This is a genomic window from Streptomyces sp. NPDC003635 (assembly GCF_053587635.1).
The window spans coordinates 286,272-304,913 of sequence record NZ_JBSFOK010000001.1 but is presented as its reverse complement, the minus strand read 5'-3'; the positions used below and the strand labels follow the sequence as shown (position 1 = coordinate 304,913).

The 18,642-nt window shown below is 73.9% G+C and carries 15 protein-coding genes; 1 reads left to right on the top strand and 14 read right to left on the bottom strand.

Annotation, left to right across the window (positions count from 1 at the left end):
- Positions 1-146: 146 nt before the first annotated feature.
- Positions 147-1,283, top strand: coding sequence for an acyl-CoA dehydrogenase family protein (locus tag ACWDRW_RS01430; protein WP_451718390.1), 1,137 nt, complete (start codon positions 147-149; stop codon positions 1,281-1,283).
- A 64-nt stretch (positions 1,284-1,347) separates the two neighbouring features.
- Here ACWDRW_RS01430 and ACWDRW_RS01425 read toward each other — a convergent pair whose 3' ends face one another.
- The 14 genes from ACWDRW_RS01425 to ACWDRW_RS01360 form a co-directional block, all read right to left on the bottom strand.
- A complete protein-coding gene (locus ACWDRW_RS01425) occupies positions 1,348-1,695 on the bottom strand; it encodes a rhodanese-like domain-containing protein (RefSeq protein ID WP_451718388.1) in 348 nt (115 codons plus the stop codon).
- Positions 1,696-1,705: 10 nt separating this feature from the next.
- Positions 1,706-2,557, bottom strand: a complete 852-nt coding sequence (locus ACWDRW_RS01420; RefSeq protein WP_451718386.1) for a hypothetical protein — start codon at positions 2,555-2,557, stop codon at positions 1,706-1,708.
- A 41-nt stretch (positions 2,558-2,598) separates the two neighbouring features.
- On the bottom strand, positions 2,599-3,072 hold the full coding sequence (locus ACWDRW_RS01415) for a hypothetical protein (RefSeq protein ID WP_451718384.1): 474 nt from the start codon (positions 3,070-3,072) through the stop codon (positions 2,599-2,601).
- Positions 3,069-4,556: a DUF2252 domain-containing protein gene (locus ACWDRW_RS01410; RefSeq protein WP_451718378.1), complete on the bottom strand. Its 1,488-nt coding sequence runs from the start codon at positions 4,554-4,556 to the stop codon at positions 3,069-3,071. The genes ACWDRW_RS01415 and ACWDRW_RS01410 overlap by 4 nt, the downstream gene beginning before the upstream one ends.
- A gap of 177 nt (positions 4,557-4,733) precedes the next feature.
- Positions 4,734-5,033, bottom strand: coding sequence for a hypothetical protein (locus ACWDRW_RS01405; protein ID WP_451718373.1), 300 nt, complete (start codon positions 5,031-5,033; stop codon positions 4,734-4,736).
- 34 nt (positions 5,034-5,067) lie between these two features.
- Positions 5,068-5,889, bottom strand: a complete 822-nt coding sequence (locus ACWDRW_RS01400; RefSeq protein ID WP_451718371.1) for an alpha/beta fold hydrolase — start codon at positions 5,887-5,889, stop codon at positions 5,068-5,070.
- Positions 5,886-7,451, bottom strand: coding sequence for a 3-carboxy-cis,cis-muconate cycloisomerase (gene pcaB, locus ACWDRW_RS01395; RefSeq protein ID WP_451718368.1), 1,566 nt, complete (start codon positions 7,449-7,451; stop codon positions 5,886-5,888). Before pcaB ends, ACWDRW_RS01400 begins: the two co-directional genes overlap by 4 nt.
- Positions 7,452-7,570: 119 nt before the next feature.
- Positions 7,571-9,523 carry an FAD/NAD(P)-binding protein gene (locus tag ACWDRW_RS01390; RefSeq protein ID WP_451718365.1) on the bottom strand — a complete coding sequence of 651 codons (1,953 nt, stop codon included), beginning with the start codon at positions 9,521-9,523 and terminating at the stop codon, positions 7,571-7,573.
- 1 nt (position 9,524) lies between these two features.
- Positions 9,525-10,400 (bottom strand): 4'-phosphopantetheinyl transferase family protein, encoded by an 876-nt coding sequence (locus tag ACWDRW_RS01385; protein WP_451718362.1) that lies wholly within the window; start codon positions 10,398-10,400, stop codon positions 9,525-9,527.
- On the bottom strand, positions 10,397-12,595 hold the full coding sequence (locus ACWDRW_RS01380) for an anthranilate synthase component I (protein ID WP_451718359.1): 2,199 nt from the start codon (positions 12,593-12,595) through the stop codon (positions 10,397-10,399). The genes ACWDRW_RS01385 and ACWDRW_RS01380 overlap by 4 nt, the downstream gene beginning before the upstream one ends.
- A gap of 142 nt (positions 12,596-12,737) precedes the next feature.
- Entirely contained in the window at positions 12,738-14,354 is a 1,617-nt protein-coding gene (locus ACWDRW_RS01375; protein ID WP_451718357.1) for an FAD-dependent monooxygenase, read from the bottom strand.
- On the bottom strand, positions 14,351-15,892 hold the full coding sequence (locus tag ACWDRW_RS01370; RefSeq protein ID WP_451718355.1) for a class I adenylate-forming enzyme family protein: 1,542 nt from the start codon (positions 15,890-15,892) through the stop codon (positions 14,351-14,353). Before ACWDRW_RS01370 ends, ACWDRW_RS01375 begins: the two co-directional genes overlap by 4 nt.
- 5 nt (positions 15,893-15,897) lie before the next feature.
- Complete coding sequence (locus ACWDRW_RS01365) at positions 15,898-16,155, bottom strand: phosphopantetheine-binding protein (protein ID WP_451718352.1); 258 nt, start codon at positions 16,153-16,155, stop codon at positions 15,898-15,900.
- A 179-nt stretch (positions 16,156-16,334) separates the two neighbouring features.
- On the bottom strand, positions 16,335-18,578 hold the full coding sequence (locus ACWDRW_RS01360; RefSeq protein WP_451718349.1) for an MMPL family transporter: 2,244 nt from the start codon (positions 18,576-18,578) through the stop codon (positions 16,335-16,337).
- Positions 18,579-18,642 lie beyond the last annotated feature (64 nt).

Here is an 18,642-nt window from a genome sequence, read left to right as displayed (position 1 = left end):
GTGCCACCTTACGGGTCCCGGTTCACGGTGGGGTCACGTCTGCCGAGTGGTCGGTAGGGGTTGCGGCCCGTGGCGTTCCCTTCTCCTAGAACCTGTTCTATCTTGACGGACCGTCAGATCTCCGTGTGCGCGGGAGGGCAGGGACCGTGGATTTTTCCTTCACCGAGGAGCAGCAGGCGGCGGCCGAGGCGGCGCGGGGGGTGTTCGCCGGGGTCGCCCCGGACGCCGTGCCGTCCCCCGCGCTGACCCCCGGCGCCGTGGCCGAGGACTTCGACCGCGCGCTGTGGGCCCGGCTCGCCGACGCCGATCTGCTGAGCCTGCTGATCGGCGAGGAGCACGGCGGGGCCGGCCTCGACGCGGTCGCGCTCTGTCTGGTGCTGCGCGAGGCGGCGGGGGTGCTGGCCCGGGTGCCGCTGCTGGAGCACAGCGCCGCGCTGACCGTCCTCGACGCCTATGGCCCTCAGCCGCTGAAGTCCGGGCTGCTCGCGCGGGCCGGGCGGGGCGAGGTGGTGCTGACCGTCGCCGCGCACGGCCGTACCGGACACGATCCGGCGGAGCTGGCGGTGACCGCGCGGCGGGAGGGCGGGCAGTGGGTGCTCGACGGCACGCAGACGGCTGTGCCCTGGGCGCACGACGCCGACCTGGTCGTCGTACCGGCGACCACGGACGGCGCGGACGACGGACGGGCCGTCCTGGCGCTGGTGCCGCGCGGGCAGGCCGGGGTGGAACTGGCCGAGCAGTACTCCACCAACGGGGAGCGGCTCGGGGAGCTGCGGCTGGACTCCGCGCGGGTCGCGGACGTGGTGGACGCGGAAGGGGCCTGGGAGCGGCTGCGGGAGCTGCTGACCGTGGGGACGTGTGCGCTGGCGCTGGGGCTCGGCGAGCGGGTGCTGCGGATGACCGGCGAGTACACCGGCAAGCGGGAGCAGTTCGGGTTCCCGCTCGCCACCTTCCAGGCGGTCGCCGTGCAGGCCGCGGACCGGTACATCGACCTGCGAGCCATGGAGGCCACGCTGTGGCAGGCCGCCTGGCGGGTCACGGCGCGGGCGCCGGGCGCGCTGCCGGTGGCCGGCGACGTGGCGGTGGCCAAGATCTGGGCCGCGGAGGGGGTACGGCGGGTCGTGCAGACGGCGCAGCACCTGCACGGGGGGTTCGGGGCCGACGTCGACTACCCGCTGCACCGGTATCACGCGTGGGCCAAGCAACTGGAGCTGTCGCTCGGCCCCGCGGCGGCGCACGAGGAGGCGCTGGGGGATCTGCTGGCGGCACATCCGCTGGGCTGAGGCCCCGCACGCCGGACCTTTACCCCGCCCTGCCAGGCCCCGCTGCCCGTCCGGCGTGACGAAGCTAGAGCACGAAGCCCTGCTGCCCGTCCTCAGTGACGACCGGGCGGCCCGCCGCCGCCCACACCTGCATGCCCCCGTCCACGTTCACCGCGTCGACGCCCTGCTGGACGAGGTACATCGCGACCTGCGCGCTGCGGCCTCCGGAGCGGCAGATCACATGGACCCGCCCGTCCTGCGGGGCGGCCTCGGTCAGCTCGCCGTAACGGGCGACGAACTCGCTGATGGGGATGTGCAGCGCCCCCTCGGCATGGCCCGCCTGCCACTCGTCGGCCTCGCGGACGTCCAGGAGGAAGTCGCCGTCCTTGAGGTCCGTGACCTCAACCGTGGGAACGCCAGATCCGAAATGCATGACCCCGACGCTACCCGAGCAGTTCCGCGAGCTCGGCCTCGCGGGCCGCCACATCGGCCAGCAGCTGCTCGGCGATCTCCTCCAGCAGCTGGTCCGGGTCGTCCGGGGCCAGCCGGAGCATCGAGCCGATCGCGCTCTCCTCCAGCTCCCGTACGACCACGCCGAGCAGCTCCTTGCGCTCGGCGAGCCACTCCAGGCGGGCGTAGAGCTCCTCGGCGGGACTGGGCGTGCGCTCCTTCGGGGCCGGGCCCGCCGCCCACTCCTCGGCCAGCTCCCGCAGCAGGGCCTCGTCGCCCCGGGCGTAGGCGGCGTTCACCCGGGTGATGAACTCCTCCCGGCGGGCCCGCTCCGCGTCCTCCTGGGCCAGGTCGGGGTGGGCCTTGCGGGCCAGCTCGCGGTAGAGCTTGCGGGCCTCCTCGCTGGGGCGCACCCGCTGCGGGGGCCGCACCGGCTGGTCCGTGAGCATCGCGGACGCCTCCGGGAACAGCCCGTCGCCGTCCATCCAGCCGTGGAACAACTCCTCCACACCCGGCATGGGCATGACCCGGGCGCGCGCCTCCTGCGCCTTGCGCAGGTCCTCCGGATCACCGCTGCGCTCCGCTCGCGCCTCGGCGATCCGGGCCTCCAGCTCGTCGAGCCGGGCGTACATCGGGCCGAGCTTCTGGTGGTGCAGCCGGGAGAAGTTCTCCACCTCGACGCGGAAGGTCTCCACCGCGATCTCGTACTCGATGAGCGCCTGCTCGGCAGCCCGCACGGCCCGCTCCAGCCGCTCCTCGGGCCGGGGAGCGGAACCCTCGGCGGGCGGGGAAGCGGAACCCTCGGCGGGCTGGGTGTCGGACTGCTCGGCTTCCGGGGTCGTCACCCGACCAGACTAGGCCACGGCCCGCCCGGACCGGCCGGTGATCACGACTCCCGTGCCTCGGGGCAGTCCGCCGGAACCCAGGACGCGGTCAGATCCCGGCAGATCACGAGCAGCGTGCCCGGGCGGCAGGCGACCTCGTGCGTGCAGCCGTCGGGATGCGGCAGCACCTCGTCGAGGATCACCTCCCCGAGGCCCGTCACGTCACAGGCGTCCAGGACGTCGACCTGGAAACGCGAGACGCCGCTGTAGCGGACGACCAGGTCCTCGTCGTGCTTGAAGCAGTTGTGCCCGAAGCAGAGCTCGACCTCGTCCTCGGCGAGCCGGCGGACCCCCAGCGGCCGCAGGTCCTTCACACACCGGTGCCCGGCGAAGGCGTAGTGCCCGGGGTCGGTGGCGAAGGCCCGGGCGCCCGGCGGAAGACCGGGCGCGAACTCGGGAAGCCGCTCCAGATACGGCCGTGGATCGATGACGCCCGTCAGCTCACCGACCCGCGCGTCGAGGTCGACGTACCTCATACACCCGTCTCCGCCGCGATCCGGCCCTTGCGCACCGCCGCCACCAGGTCGCCGTGGTCCGCCTCCGTGCGGTCGGCGTAGGCCACGGCGAAGGCGGCGATCGCCTCGTCCAGCTCCTCGTTCTTGCCGCAGTAGCCGGCGATTCTGCGCGGGTCGGCGCTGTGGCTGTGGGCGCGGGCCAGGAGAGCGCCGGTCATCCGGCCGTAGTCGTCCAACTGCTCGGGGGTCAGGGCCGCCGGGTCGACGCTGCCCTTGCGGTTGCGGAACTGGCGTACCTGGAAGGGACGGCCCGCCACCGTCGTCCAGCCCAGCAGGACGTCGCTGACCACCTGCATCCGCTTCTGGCCGACGACCACCCGGCGCCCCTCGTGCTCCGGCGCCGGGGTCTCGAAGCCCGCCGTCGCCAGATGCGGGAGCAGCGCGGAGGGGCGGGCCTCCTTCACCTGGAGGATCAGGGGTTCGCCCCGGTGGTCCAGCAGCAGCACCACGTACGAGCGGGTACCGACGCTGCCCGTGCCCACTATCCGGAACGCCACGTCGTGCACCGCGTGCCGGGCCAGCAGGGGGTGGCGGTCCTCCGAGAGGGTGCCGACGTACTCCTCCAGGGACGCGGCCACCGTCGCCGCCTCCTCGTCCGGCGTCCGGCTCAGCACCGGAGCGGCGTCCACGAAGCGGCGCCCGCCGTCCTCGGTCGCCTCGGTCGACTTCGCCGCGAACCGGCCGCTGGTGTTGGAGCGCGCCTTCTCGGCCACCCGCTCCAGGGTGCCGAGCAGGTCATGGGCGTCGGTGTGCGAGACGAGCTCCTCGTCCGCGATGGCGTTCCACGCGTCCAGCACCGGCAGCTTGGCGAGCAGCCGCATCGTGCGCCGGTAGGCGCCCACCGCGTCGTGCGCCGCCTCGCGGCAGGTGTCCTCGGACGCGCCCGTCTCCCGTCCGGCCAGCACCAGGGAGGTCGCGAGCCGCTTCAGGTCCCACTCCCAGGGGCCGAGCAGCGTCTCGTCGAAGTCGTTGAGGTCGATGACCAGGCCGCCGCGCGCGTCACCGTACAGACCGAAGTTCGCCGCGTGGGCGTCGCCGCAGATCTGGGCGAGGACGCGGGTCATGGGGGTGCGGGCGAGGTCGTGGGCCATCAGGCCCGCCGATCCGCGCAGGAAGGCGAAGGGCGTGGCCGCCATCCGGCCGACCCGGATCGGCGTCAGTTCGGGGAGCCGGCCGCGGTTGGACTCCTCCACCGCGGCGAGCGCGTCCGGGCGGTCGGGGTCCAGGTCGAGCAGCGCGTGCGAGCTGCGCGGGACGCGCTCGCGCAGGGCCTTGCCCTCCTGCTTCGGCGAGCCGCTCCCGGGCCACTCGGCGAATCCGCGCACCTGGGGCAGCCGACGCGACGCCGACCGCGCGCCCGCCTCATCCGCCTTCTCCGCTGCACCGACGTCGACCACACCGACCGCCTCCCCCGTACCCGGACCGCCTCCGGTCCGCACGAACATCAACTCGTGCCGACGGTACAGCGGGGGGACCGGAACGCGTCAGGCCCTGTGGACAACCCGGCGGATGGGGAGAACCCGGGGCACGCGGCAGCGCGGTCGCCCGGGAAACCCGGGGCAGGCCGGCCTCGACGCGGTGCCCGGGGAGGATCACGGGACCGTACGGCAGCGGGATGCCCGTCACCGCGGCCCCGCCGGATCCCCCCGTGCGCTCAGCAGCGCGCTGAACGCCTCGATCACCAGCCGCAGCGACGCCTCCACCGCCGCGTCCCCCTCCGGCGTCCCCGCCGGGGGGACCACGCCGGTTCCCGCCGAAGGGACCGGCCTCGTGCCGGTGTGGACGCCCCGGCCGGTCTCCAGGTACGCCAGGACGTCCTCGGCCCGAAGCGGGGTCCCGCCGGACGGGCGCGGCAGGTCGTCGAGCAGACCCTGGAGGGTGTCGAGCAACTGCCGCCGCTGCGCGGAGGGTTCGCGTTTCATACCCCCAGGCTGGTGAAGAGTGGTCAAGGACCGTTCAAGGGGCCGCCAACTCCTCCCCGCGCGGCTGGTCGGCGGTGGTGGCGAGGATGAACCGGGCGACCGCCTCGGGCGCGTCGTGCATCGGGACATGACCGCACCCCGGCAGCACGTGCGCCACCGTGCCCGCGGGGAGTTCGTCCAGGAAGCGCGCCTGCCCGGGGCGCAGGACGGCGTCCCGGGACCCGAACGCCACCCGCACCGGCACGCCGATCCCCCGTCCACCGGTGAACCGTGTGGTGCTGACGGCCCGCCAGGTGGCCTCGAAGGCACGGGCCCGCGCCATGTCCTGGGCGGCCGTCCGGGCGTGGTCGTAGGGCAGCCGGGCGGGCCGGCCGTAGATGCCCGCGAGCAGCGCGGCGCGGGTCGGCGCGGTCCGCAGGAGAGGCGCGGCGGGGCCGGCCAGCCAGGGTGCCGCCAGTCGGCAGGAGCGGAGCAGCAGGCGGGTGGTCGGCGGGGTCGTACGACGCCACAGGCCCGCCGGGGAGACCAGGCTCAGGGTGCGGACCCGCCCGGCCAGGGCCAGCTCCAGGCCCACCCAGCCGCCGAGCGAGTTCCCGGCCACATGCGCCGTGGAGATCCCCCGCGCGTCGAGGAACCGGCCGACGGCTCCGGCGAGTTCCCGCGCGGTGGGCCGTACTCCCGGAGCGAGCGCGGGGCTGTCCCCGAACCCCGGCAGATCCACGGCGAGCACCTCGTGCCGCGCGGTGAGCAGCCCGGTCACCGGGTCCCAGCACCGCCTGCCGCTGCCGATCCCGTGCAGCAGCACGAGGGGGGACCCGGAGCCGTGCCGGGTGTGCGCGAGGGCGGCGCCGCTCATGCCGCCGACAGACCGGGGAGAGACGGATCGGGAACCGTCGTGTCGGAGGCGGCGGTGTCCGAAGCAGCCGTGTCCGAAAAGGCCCTGCCCGCAGCCGCCGGGTCCGAGGAGCCCGCATCCGAGGAGCCCCTGCCCGAAGAGCCCGTACCCGAAGCCGTCGCGTCCCGGAGGGTCGGCTCGACGCCCACCACCCGGTCCACCAGCCCCGGAGCCGCGCCCAGGTACCCCGCCGGATCCAGCAACGCGGCCAGTTCGGCCGGGCTCAGATGCCGTGTCACCTCGGGAGCCGCCGTGAGGACCTCCGCGAGCCCCGTCCCGCGTGCCGCCGCCTCGTGCGAGGCCCGGGTGAGCAGGGAGCGCGCCTCCGCCTTGCCCAGCAGCGGTGTCAGTACGGCCGCCACCCGCTCCGAGACGATCTGGCCATCCGTCAGGTCGAGGTTGGCGCGCATGCGCTCCGCGTGCACGGTGAGGCCGGCGAGGAGTTCCGCCGCCGTGTGCGCCGAGCCGCCCGCCAGCCGCAGGCACTCCCGCAGGGGCTGCCACTCCGCGTGCCAGGCGCCGCCGGAGCGCTCGTCCTCCGCCAGCATGGCGCCGTACAGCACGGCCGCGTACTGCGGCACCTGGAGCGCGGCCGAGCGCATCAGCGTGGCGAGGACCGGGTTCCGCTTGTGCGGCATCGCCGAGGATGCGCCCCGGCCGGCCACCGCCGGTTCCGTCACCTCGCCGACCTCAGTACGGGCCATCGACTGCACGTCGACCGCGATCTTGCCCAGCGCGACGGCGAGGAACGCGCACACCGCCCCGGTGTCGGCGATCGGCGTGCGCAGCACGTGCCAGGGCAGCGCGGCCGGGGCCAGGCCGGTCTCCTGCGCGTACGCCTCGACCAGCCGGTCGGCGTAGTCGTCGCCGGGGGTGCCGGCGTGTTCCAGGTAGCCGGCCAGGGTGCCGGCGGCGCCGCCCAGCTCGACGGGCAGGGAGGCGGCCAGCTCGTCCACGCGGTGCAGGGCCTCCGTCACCAGTTGGAGCCAGCCGGCCGCCTTCAGGCCGAAGGTGGTGGGCACGGCGTGCAGGGTGAGGGTGCGGCCCGCCATCGGGGTGTCCCGGTGCGCGCGGGCCAGCTCCTCCAGGGCGGCCGCGCACCGGTCGAGGTCGGCGCGGATGAGCACGGTGGCCCGCCGGACGACCAGCATCGTGGCCGTGTCCAGGATGTCCTGACTGGTGGAGCCGCGGTGCACGTACTCGGCGGCGGCCGGGTCCTCGGCCGCGACCACGGCGGTCAGCGCCTTCACGAACCCGACGACGGGGTTGGCGGTCTCCCGGGCCGCGTGGGCGAGCGCGCGGAGGTCCAGGCGCTCGGGGCGGGCCGCCTCGGTGATCGCCCGCGCCGCCGGCTCCGGCACCGAGCCGAGCCGGGCCTGCGCCCGGACCAGCGCGGTCTCGGCCTCGACCATGGCCGACAGCCAGGCCTCGTCGGACACCGCCGCCTCCACGGGCGTACCGGCCCGCACGGGGGACAGCAGCCCGGCGTCCGAAGGGTGCTGCGGGGCGTGGGGGTCTGACATGACTGGGTTCTCCTCCGGTGCTGGTTCTGTGGGGGCGGGCCGACCGGCGGATCCGCGCCGGCGATCAGCCGACTTCACGGCGTGCCGCCGGCACGGATCCGCCGCTCACTGAGGGCTCTTCACGCCGCCGTCCGCTCCAGGCTCCCGCGCTGGTCCAGTACCGCCCCGAGCGCCGCCTGGGCTATCGCGTCCGAGTCCGTCAACGTCACCGAGTTGACGCCGGGGCGGATGCCCGCCGCGGTGACCCAGTGGACGGACTCCGTGGGCACGCCGAAGGCGTACCGCCGGGGGTGCGGGCGCCGGGCCGCGTCCAGCAGCTGGAAGGGGCGCGGGGTGACCGCGAGGCCCTCGGTGTAGATCCAGGTGCCGCTGCGGGTGGCGATGCGGTGCGCGGCGCACTGGCCGGTCTCCAGCAGGTGCCGCAGCAGCGGGTCCTCGGTGCGGCTCAGCGTGATGTCGGGCAGCCGCGCCTCGATCAGCACCTCGGTGCGGATCCGGGAGCCCGGCACCAGCGGCGAATGGGCGTGGAAGCCCTGCCGGTCGACGTCGACGCGCAGGTCGGGGCCGATGATGTGCAGCACACCGGCCTCGATCAGGGCGGCCGCCTCCTCGATGCGGGACGCGGGCGGCCCGATGGAGAGGAACGCGTTGAGCGGGGTGTACCAGCGGTCCAGGTGCTCGCGCTGGGAGTCGCCGTGCAGTCCGCCGTGGTCCACGACGAGCCGGATCTCGTTGCGCAGATCGCGCAGCACGTCCAGGGCCGCCTTGAGCGGGCCGCTGACATTGCCGCCGCGGGCCTCGGCGACGTCCTGGCGCAGATGGTCCAGCAGCCAGGCCGTGAAGTCCTCGGGCCCGCCGAACTCCTGGTCCTGGTACGGCTGGGAGAGCCGGTCCCAGTCCCAGCGGTCCTTCTCCCCGATCTCGTAGGCGTCGAGCACCGTCTCCTCCGCGGACGTGCCCGGCAGCGCGAGCAGGAAGGCCCGCTGGAACGCCTCGGCGCGGTCCGCCCGGCCGCGCGCGGCCAGCAGCGTCCGGTAGTAGACGGTCTCGACCTCCTTGGCGACCAGCGGCCACACGTCCCGCAGGAAGTCGGCGCCCTCGGCGCCCCGCGCCGCCCGCATCCGGGCGATCCGGGCCGGGGTGAGCAGCAGCGGTTCGTGCCGGCCGTGCGGGCCCTTCTCGTTCTCGCCGCGCGCCTGGTAGGGCACGCCGCGCCGGGAACCGGCGTACATCCGGGGCTCGCGGCCGGAGGGCAGGTAGACCAGTCGGCCGTAGACGCGGGTGAAGCTGCCGCCGCGGCCGGTGGTGAGCAGGGCCATGTAGTCGAAGAAGTTCAGCCCGAGCCCGCGCAGCAGGACGGGCTGGCCGGGCTGGACGCACTCCAGGTCGGTGTCGGCGGGGTTGGCGGGGGCGAGGTGGGTGTGCCCGTACTCGCGGGCGAGCGCCGCGAACTGCTCCTCCACGGCGGTGGGCCGGGCGGGCAGATGGCCCTGGGAGAGCACCACGGAGTCCAGGTTCTCCAGGACCGTGCCGTCCTCCAGCGTGACCCGCTGGCGCGGGGGGTGGCCGGAGGCCAGGGCGGCGGCCTCGTCGTCCAGGGCCACGGCACGGGACCGGTGCCAGGTGACGGTCACACAGCTCGGGGCGTTCGCGACCGTACGGTCGAACGCCCAGCGCAGGTAGTGGCCGTAGAACGCGCGGGTCGGGTAGGTGTCGGGGCCCAGGGCGCGGGCCTCGGCGAGGACCTGCTCCGGGTAGTGCCCGGGGATGTCGCCCGCGACCAGGGACTCGGCCCAGGCGTGCAGGCTGGGGCCCGGTTCCAGGGGGCCGGTCAGCTCGACGCTGGCGTCGGTGAACACCGAGATCTGTCCGGCCACCGTGTTCATCAGCAGGTGCGGGGACTGGCTGGTGCGCCAGACCTGGCCGGCGCCGGGCGCGTGCGGGTCGACGACATGGATGCCGATGGCGGTGTCGGGGGCGGCGGCACGGGCGGCGGCACAGAGCCGCTCGATCACGGAGAGGCCCCGCGGTCCCGCGCCGATCACGCACACGGTGTGCTGTCTGGTGGTCATGTCACTGTCCGTCCTGCTGATTACGGGACTCGGTACGGGGGTCCGGGCGGACTTGGGTACGGCGGTCCGGGCGGGCTTCGGTGCGGCGGTCGGTACGGGAAGGGGAGGGGGGCGTCCACGGCACGGCGACCGCCGCGATCATGCGGCTGCCGACGACGGCGCAGCGGCCCACCGTGCCGGGCGCCGGGCCGCGCGCGACGCGCAGTCGGACCGGCTCACCGGGGTCCCGGCCGGCCGGCGGCTCCTCCCACTCCAGGTCCACGGACTGGAAGGAGACGCCGTCCTGGGTGTCGGGCGGCAGCGCCTTGTAGAGGGCCTCCTTGACGCAGAACAGCCGCAGTACGGCGCGGGCCGGGTCGGGGCAGTCGCGCAGGCGGCCGGCCTCCTCGGGCGTGCACACGTAGTGCAGGGCGGAGAGCAACTCCGCGCCCGTCTCCAGGGGTTCGATGTCGACGCCGAGCCCGACGCCGCGGTCGGGTCCGGTCACGCACAGGGCGACCCGGTTGGTGTGACTGAGCGAGCCGGCCACGCCGTACGGCCAGCTCGGCGCCCCGCGGGCGTCGGCGCTCAGCCACCGGGGCGTACCGGTCAGCGCGGCGGTGGCGCGGGCCGCGGCGAGTCGGCCCGCGGTGAAGGTCTCGCGGCGCAGCGGCGCGGTGTAGCCGCGCAGTAAGTCACGCACATCGGCGGGCAGTTGCCGGAAGTCCAGTTCACCGGTGTGCGCCTGGGCCGCGATCACGGGCGGCTCGAACAGGGCGGCCACGGCGGCCAGGTCGACGGGCTCGGGGTCACCGCTCGCCGGCGCCGGGGCGGACCGCACGGCGCTTCGCCCGTCGAGCGCCGCCACCTCCCCCGGCGCCGGGAGCAGCGCGGTCACCGCAGGGCTCCGATCGGGGTGCGGGTCAGCTGCGCGACCGCGTTGTGGACCACGATCCGTCCGGTGCGCCCGGCGTACGTCATGATCGACTCGGGGTGGAACTGGACCGCGGCGAATCGGTGCCCGGGCGCCTCGACGGCCATCGCGACCCGTTCGTCCTCGGTGGCCGCGGTGACCCTCAGCGAGTCGGGCAGCGTGGCCGGGTCGGCGTACAGGGAGTGGTAGCGGCCCACGGTGAAGCTCTTTGGCAGCCCCTCCAGCAGCAGGGAGTCGCCCTCGGTGCGCCGGACCCGGGACGGCTTGCCGTGCACCGGCTCGGGCAGCACGCCGAGGGTGCCGCCGAGGTACTCGACGATGCCCTGCAGGCCCAGGCAGACCCCGAACACCGGGATGCCGAGCCGCTCGGCCTCGGCGAGGGTGGCGGCGGTGCCGAAGTCGGCCGGGGTGCCGGGGCCCGGGGACAGCACCACCAGGTCGGGGCGCTGTTCGGCGAGCAGGGGCAGATGGCCGCCGCTGCGGTAGGTGCCGACCTCGGCGCCGGTCTCGCGCAGATAGCCGGCGAGGCAGTGCACGAAGGAGTCGCGGTGGTCGACCAGCAGGATCCGCCGGCCGGTGCCGGGGCCCTCCTCGACGGTCAGCCGGGGCCGCGGGGGAGCCGAGGGCTCGTCCAGGACGCCGAGCAGCGCCTTCGCCTTGAGCTCGGTCTCCAGCTCCTCGTCCTCCGGTGAGGAGTCGTGCAGCAGGGTCGCCCCGGCACGGACCGAGGCGACACCGTCGTGCAGGTGGATGGTGCGCAGGGTCAGCACGGTGTCCAGGTCGCCGTCGAAGCCGATCCGGCCCACCGCTCCCCCGTACCAACGGCGCGGGGAGCGCTCGTGGCGCTCGATGAACTCGATCGCGGACAGCTTGGGCGCGCCGGTGACGGTGACCGCCCACAGGTGGGCGAGGAAGGCGTCCAGCGCGTCCCGGTCGGGCCTGAGCACGCCCTCGACGCGGTCGACGGTGTGGATGAGGGTGGAGTACTTCTCGATCCGGCGGCGGGCGGTGACCTGGACCGTGCCGGGCAGGCAGACCCGGGACTTGTCGTTGCGGTCGACGTCCGTGCACATGGTCAGCTCGTGCTCGTCCTTGGCCGAGTTGAGCAGGGTGCGGATGCGTTCGGCGTCCTCCAGGGCGTCCCGGCCGCGGGCGATCGTGCCGCTGATCGGGGAGGTCTCGACGAGGGCGCCGGCCTCGGCCCGTCGGCTGACCCGGACGAACATCTCCGGGGAGGCGCCGACCAGGTACTCGTCCTGGGCGAGGTTCATCAGCAGGCTGTGCGGGGCGGGGTTGCGCTCGCGCAGGGTGCGGAAGAGCTGGGACGGCGGGCGCTGGACCACCCGGTGGAAGGACTGGCTGGGCACGACCTCGAAGAGGTCGCCGGAGCGGAAGAGCGGGCGGGCCTGTTCCACGACCCGGGCGTACTCGCCGGGCGCGTGATCGCGCTCGGGGGCCTTCGCGGCGGGCACGAAGGGACGGGCCGGGGTGGCGCGGTCCAGGCCGTCGGTGCGGGAGCCGCCGACGCGGAACTCGTAGTCGTGGCGGACCGCCTCGTCAGAACCCAGGTCGAGTTCGAAGACGGTGTCGGGCAGGTGCAGCACCATGTCGCGGTCGCCGGGGGCACGATGCTGGGTGAGCGTCACCGGGTCGACCTGGAAGATCAGGTCGTAGCCGAAGGCGCCGTAGAGGCCGAGCAGCGGGTCGTCGGAGGCGAAGCCCTCGACGAGGGCCCGGATCGCGGCGAACACGCCGACCTGGCGGGTGCGGTCCTCCTCGGCGAAGGTGCCGTCCGGGACGCCGCCGCGCACGCGCAGGGTGTCCCCGTCGGCCTCGGCGTGCCCGGTCGCCCGGGAGAACAGGGCCAGCAGGGCGGGCAGCAGCACGCGGCCGCGCTGGTTGAGCGCGGTGACCCGAATCTCGGGTCCGGTGGCGGTGATCTCCACGGGTGGGTCGGTGTAGCCGATGATCCGGTCCTCGCCGCGGAAGAGGAGCATGCCGCGGCGTTCGTCGAGGGTGTCCTCCAGGTCGGTGCGGAGGGCGGCGGCGGAGCCGAGGAGCTCGGTGGTGCGGACGACCTCGACTCCGGCGGGCGTCGTCCACCGTCCGGACGGGGCTGCCCGGCCGGTGCGCGGCCGGGAGGTTTCCAGCTGGGGCATCCCCCAAATTCCTTTCTCGAACCCGGTGGTGGCCCGGGGCGATGGGCTCACGCCCGGCGCGGTACGGGGTACGGCGTTCTCTCGACCCCGGCCACCATCGGCGCTGCGGGTCGAGGTTCGGGTGGTCGTCGGCGGTGCGGGGTCAGGTCCCGGTCGTCCACAGCTCGGACGCGCGTCCGGAGCGGACGTGGGTCCAGCCCTGGCTCAGTTCGTTCGGGCGGCAGACATACGCCGTGTGCGTGCCGGTCGCCGTCAGGCGTTCGGCGACGGCCGAGCGGGCGGTGCGGTCGGCGGCGGGCAGCTGATCGCCGGGCGCCACGGCCACGACGGCGAGCGGAACGGCCTGGGCGAGCGCGGCGACGGAGTCGACCAGCCGGGCCACCGGCTCCTCGGCCGGCGCGGGTGCCCGCACCAGCAACCCGAGGGAGGCGTCCGGCAGTTCGAGCCGCAGCGCCCGCAACCGCTCCCCGGCCTCCTGTACGGCGGTGGCGTCGGCGTCCGTCTCGACCAGCACGGGGCCGTCCTGACCGGCGAGCACCGCGTCTCCGGGTGCCGCCTGTCCGGCGGACGGGACCAGCGTGGGTACCGGGCCCTCGGGCAGCGCCGTGATTCCGTCGCCGATCTTGGCGAGCTGGGGATCGAGCCGCAGCAGCACGTCCGCGGCGGACTGACCGGTGCGGGTGAGCAGGCGGAGCATCAGCGTGGCCGGGTCGAGGGCGCGGTGCTCCTCGGGGTGCGACCACATCCGCAGGCTCGCCCAGGCGGCCTCCTGCACGGACTGGACGATCGGCCGGCGGGTGGCCTCGTACGCGGCCAGCGTCGCCTCCAGATCGTCGCCCTCACCGTGCTCGGCGAGTCGGCGGGCCAGCTCGACCGCGTCCTCCAGGGCCAGGGTGGTCCCCGAGCCCACGGAGAAGTGCGCGGTGTGGACGGCGTCCCCGAGACCCACCAGACGCCCCGTGGACCAGCGGCTGCCGGAGATGTGCGGGAAGGTCAGCCAACGCGAGCCGTTGCCCAGCAGCTTGGCCCCGCCCAGATGCTCGGCGAACACCTCGGCGCAGAACTCCATGGCCTGTTCGTCGTTCCAGCCCGGGGGCTTGGTGGCGCCCTCGGTGAACCCGGCCCGCCGCCACGCCTGCGCACCGAGTTCGACCAGGAACGTCGAGCGGTCCGGGCCGTACGGGTAGACGTGGGCGCCGACCGGGCCGTACGGGCTGTCCGCGAACAGGAACGTCATCGCGTCGAAGGCCCGGTCCACCCCGAACCACGCGTACCGCCCGCTGCCGGGGACGACACTGGCCCCGAACTCCTCGGCGAACGCGGCCCGGGTGCGGCTGCCGGAGCCGTCGGCGGCGACCACCACGTCGTACCGCCCGAGCAGCTCGGACGCGTCGGCCTCGGTCTCGAAGTGCAGTCGTGCGCCCGCCTCTTCGGCGAGTTCGTTCAGCGCGGTGAGCAGCGTGCGCCGTTCGACCGCGGCGAAGCCGTGGCCGGAGGAGCGGATCCGCTCGCCGTCCCGGCGGACCTCCACGTCGTCCCAGCGGGCGCCGCGGTCCAGCAGGGCGGCGACCACGTCCGGGGCGGCGCGGCGCAGCCGGGCCAGGCTGAAGCGGGAGAAGACCACGCCGAAGCCGTAGGTGGCACCGGCGGGGCTGCGTTCGAAGACGTCGACCTCGTGGCCGCCGAGGCGGCGCAGCAGCAGGGCCAGCATCAGCCCGCCGGGCCCGGCGCCTATGCAGGCGACTCGCACGGCGCTCACGCTCCCCGGTCCGTGGGCGGCACCGGGGCGGCGCCCGGCATTCCGTCGGCGAACCGCTCGCGCAGCTTGCGGCGCAGGATCTTGCCGGCCGCGCTGCGCGGGATCTCGGAGACGAACTCGATGCGCACCGGCCGCTTGTAGCTGGCCAGTTCGCTGGCGCAGGCCTTCACCAGGCCGGCGGCGGACACCTCCTCGCCCTCCGCGACCACGAAGGCCACCGGCACCTCGCCCCACTCCTCCGAGGGGGCGCCCACGACGGCCGCGTCGGCGACCCCGCGCTGCGCGCCGAGGACCCGCTCGATCTCGGCCGGGTAGACGTTCTGCCCGCCGCGGATGAGCACGTCGTTGATCCGGTCGACCAGGTAGAGGTAGCCGTCGGCGTCGGAGTAACCGAGGTCACCGGTGCGCAGCCAGCCGTCGCGCAGGGTGGACTCGGTGGCCGTGGGGTTGCGCCAGTAGCCGCGCATCACCCCGTCGCCGCGGACGCAGACCTCGCCGATCTCGCCGGGCGGCAGCGCGCCGCCCTCCTTGTCCTGGACCTCGATGTGGCAGCCGGGCAGCATCCGCCCGGCCGAGCGCAGCCGGAGCTCCCGGGCGGTGGCGTCCGCGCCGTGGTCCTCGGCCCCGCCGAAGACGACGGTGGCGATCGGGCCACCGCCCTCGGTGATGCCGTAGATCCCGCGGAACGGGCAGGGGAAGCGCTCCAGGGACTCGCGCAGCAGCTCCTCCGGCATGGGGGCGCCGCCGAACATGACGTCGACGAGGGTGGACAGGTCGGTGGTGTCGAACGCCTTGGTGCGCAGGGCGAAGCGGACCATCGACGGGACCAGGAAGGCACGGGTCGCGCCGCGCTGCTCGGCCTCGGCGAGGAACCGCTGCGGCGCGAACTCCCGCTGGAGCACCAGGGTTCCGCCGGCCGCGAGCAGGGCCAGGCCGATCACCATGGAGCCGTGGAACAGGGGACAGGGGTTGAGCATCACGTCGTCCGCGGTGAACCGGGCCTCGGCGGCGAGCGCCGTGTAGCAGGCGGACACCGAGCGGTGGGTGACGGCGACGCCCTTGGCCCGGCCGGTGGTGGCCGAGGTGTGCAGGATCGCGAACAGGTCGTCCATGTGGGGCAGCGGCAGCGCCCGGCGCGGGGTGCTGAGCAGCTCCTGGTAGGCGGGGCTGTCCAGGGCGAGCTTCCAGCTGTCGCCGAACGCGTCACCGAGCCGGTCCAGCACGCCCTGCTCGGCGATCACCCCGCGCGGGGCGGAGTTGGAGACGACGTGCTCGACCTCGGGGGCCGGGAAGGAGTGGTTGACGGGGCAGACGATCGCCCCGGCCTTGCCGGCCGCGATGTACAGCTCCAGGACCTCGACCCGGTTGGGCGAGCTGACCACGAGGCGCTCACCGGGGCCGATCCCGCGGTCGATCAGGGCGGCGGCCAACGCGTCGGTGCGTTCGTCCAGTTCACGCCAGGTGAGCGAGAGCCGCTCGTCGGCCAGGGCGAGTGCGTCGGGGCGCTGTCCGGCGTGACGCCGGACGAAGTGGGCCATCCACATCAGCGGGCCTCGCTCACGGCTGCGGAGCGCGCGGTCAGCACCTGGTCGATGCCCTCGACGGTGTGCAGCGCGGTCAGTTCGTCGTCGTCGAGCGGGCTGCCGGTCTGCTCCTCGATGGCGAGGGCGAGCCGGATCAGGTCGCCGGAGTTGAGCCCGGCCGTCGTCAGGTCGTCGTCACGGCCGATGCCGTCGAGCAGTTCGGGCATATCGACGAACTCCAGCAGGAGCGCGTGGCCCGGGGTGAGCTGGTCGGACATGGGAGTTCCCCTAGAGGTGAAGAGGCGGGTGGAGGGGCCGGCGGGGCCCGGGTGGCCATGGACCCCGCCGGAGTTGGGTACTGGACGGTCGGGCGGTCCGCCGGCGCCGCTAAGGGGCGCGGGGAACTGCGCGACCAGCCACGGTCAGGCCGCAGACGCTCGACGGCCTGTCGCGGCACTCATCGGCCTGCGTCCACGGGCTCACGCGCAGGGCTCACGGCCTTACCGCCGGAGGCTTCCTCGCCCTCGCTCAGCCCGAACCGCTCGTAGACACGGGTCAGGGGGCGCGGGGCCCACCAGTTGTAGCGGCCGGCCAGGCGCATGAAGGCCGGAACGAGGATGCCCCGCACCAGCGTGGCGTCCATCAGCACGGCCAGGGCGAGACCGAGGCCGAGCAGCTTCATGTAGGTGATGCCGGAGACCAGGAAGGAGGCGAAGACCAGGGCGATCAGCGCGGCGGCCGCGGTGACCAGGCCCCCGGTGCGCTGGAGGCCCAGGGCGACGGCACGGGTGTTGTCGCCATTGCGGTCGTACTCCTCCTTGATCCGGGACAGGAGGAAGACCTCGTAGTCCATGGAGAGGCCGAAGGCCACGCAGAACATCATGATCGGGGTGGTGGCCACGATGCCGCCGGTGACGGTGAAGTCGCCGGTCAGCCACATCAGGTTGCCGTCCTGGAAGACCCAGACCATCGCGCCGAAGGTGGCGGTGAGGCTGAGCAGGTTGAGCACGAACGCCTTCACCGGCATCAGCACGCTGCCCGTCATCAGGAACAGCAGCACGAACGTGGAGACGGCGATCAGCAGCAGCGCCCACGGCATCCGGTCGGTCAGCGAGGTCATCGTGTCCTTGAAGGAGGCGGCGGTGCCCGCGACCTTCACGTCCTCGAACGGCGCCTTCGCGTCCCGCACGTCGACGACCAGGTCCTGGCCCTCGTCGGTGTAGGAGCCGACCTCCGGGATGACCGAGAGCCAGGTGCCCTCGCCCTTCTCGTAGCGCTCGTTGAGCGCGCCGGCCGGGGCGATCTGCTTTCCGTCCGCGTAGGAGCCGGTCAGGGCGTCCACCCGGGCCACGTTGTCGATCTTCGAGAGTTCTTCGGCGTAGGCCGCGACCTTGGACTCGCGGTCGGCCGCGCCGCCCGCGTTCTCGGCCACCACCATGAGCGGTTCCATCTCGCGGGCCGAGTAGTCCTCGACGAGGACGGTGCCGACCTGGTGCGCCTCGGCGTCCGCGGGCAGGGTGCGCTCGTCGGCGAGGTTGAGCTTGATGCCGAGGAACGGCGCGCCGAGCAGCAGCAGGACCACGATGACGCCGGTGGCCAGCGGCAGCGGACGGCGCATGACCAGGGTGGCCAGCCTGTGCCAGAAGCCGTTCTCGACGGCCTGCTCGGGCTTCTTGCGGTTCCAGGACCACTTGTTGATCCGGGTGCCGATGACCGCGAGCAGCGCCGGCAGCAGCACCAGGGCGGCGAGCACCGCGAAGGCGACGACGGCGATACCGGCGTAGGCGAAGGAGCGCAGGAAGTACATCGGGAACAGCAGCAGCGCCGACAGCGAGAGCGCCACGGTGATCGCCGAGTACAGGACGGTCCGGCCGGCGGTGCGCAGGCTGGTTGCGATGGCGGCGTTGACCTCGGCGCCCTTCCTCAGCTCCTCCCGGTACCTGCTGACCACGAACAGGCTGTAGTCGATACCGAGACCGAGGCCGAGGCCGGTGGTGAGGTTCATCGCGAAGACCGACACGTCGGTCAGCTCCACCAGCACCCGCAGCACACCGAGCGCGCCGATGATGGCGACGATCCCGACGGCCAGCGGCAGCAGGGCGGCGATGACCCCGCGGAAGATGAGGACCAGCAGGATCAGGGTGAGCGGCAGCACCAGGGTCTCGGCGAGCGCCAGGTCCTCCTGGGTCTGCTCGTTCATCTCCGCGTAGGCCTCGGCGCGGCCGCCGAACTGGATCTGCAGGCCCTCGAAGCCGTCCTCGTAGTGCGGGCGGAGCTTGGCCAGGTAGTCGTCGACCTCGTCCTCGTTGCCCTGAAGGTGGGCGAGCACGAGGGCGGAGTCGGACTTCTCGGCCTTCAGGCTGGGCGCCTTGTCCAGGGTCCAGTAGGAGGCGGCCTCCTGCACGCCGTCCTCCGCGCCGAGCTTCTCGGTCAGCTCGGCACCCTTGGCGGCGGTGTCCGGGTCGTCGACGCCCTTCGGGGTCTTGACCAGCAGCACGAGGTTGGGCTCACCGGTGCCGAACTTCTCGCTGAGGATCTCGTTCGCCTGCGTCGACGGAGCGTCGGGTACCTCGTAACCACCGGAGGACAGCTTGCTGTTGACGGCGCCGCCGAGTCCGCCGGCCACGACACAGAAGAGCAGTCCCAGCCAGAGAACCAGCTTTCGGCGGCCGGTCGCCAAGGCGGCCAGCTTGTTGAACATGGGTATTCCTCCAGAAATGACGGGGCGGGGCGTCGCCCCGATGGGGGGATGTGTCCGCCGTACG

What these genes read in the sequence shown, in the direction of transcription:
- ACWDRW_RS01425 (WP_451718388.1), bottom strand. Translation starts at nt 1,695, where the DNA reads ATGCATTTCGGATCTGGCGTTCCCACGGTTGAGGTCACGGACCTCAAG.
- ACWDRW_RS01415 (WP_451718384.1), bottom strand. Translation starts at nt 3,072, where the DNA reads ATGAGGTACGTCGACCTCGACGCGCGGGTCGGTGAGCTGACGGGCGTC.
- ACWDRW_RS01410 (WP_451718378.1), bottom strand. Translation starts at nt 4,556, where the DNA reads ATGTTCGTGCGGACCGGAGGCGGTCCGGGTACGGGGGAGGCGGTCGGT.
- ACWDRW_RS01405 (WP_451718373.1), bottom strand. Translation starts at nt 5,033, where the DNA reads ATGAAACGCGAACCCTCCGCGCAGCGGCGGCAGTTGCTCGACACCCTC.
- ACWDRW_RS01400 (WP_451718371.1), bottom strand. Translation starts at nt 5,889, where the DNA reads ATGAGCGGCGCCGCCCTCGCGCACACCCGGCACGGCTCCGGGTCCCCC.
- pcaB (WP_451718368.1), bottom strand. Translation starts at nt 7,451, where the DNA reads ATGTCAGACCCCCACGCCCCGCAGCACCCTTCGGACGCCGGGCTGCTG.
- ACWDRW_RS01390 (WP_451718365.1), bottom strand. Translation starts at nt 9,523, where the DNA reads ATGACCACCAGACAGCACACCGTGTGCGTGATCGGCGCGGGACCGCGG.
- ACWDRW_RS01380 (WP_451718359.1), bottom strand. Translation starts at nt 12,595, where the DNA reads ATGCCCCAGCTGGAAACCTCCCGGCCGCGCACCGGCCGGGCAGCCCCG.
- ACWDRW_RS01370 (WP_451718355.1), bottom strand. Translation starts at nt 15,892, where the DNA reads ATGGCCCACTTCGTCCGGCGTCACGCCGGACAGCGCCCCGACGCACTC.
- ACWDRW_RS01365 (WP_451718352.1), bottom strand. Translation starts at nt 16,155, where the DNA reads ATGTCCGACCAGCTCACCCCGGGCCACGCGCTCCTGCTGGAGTTCGTC.
- ACWDRW_RS01360 (WP_451718349.1), bottom strand. Translation starts at nt 18,578, where the DNA reads ATGTTCAACAAGCTGGCCGCCTTGGCGACCGGCCGCCGAAAGCTGGTT.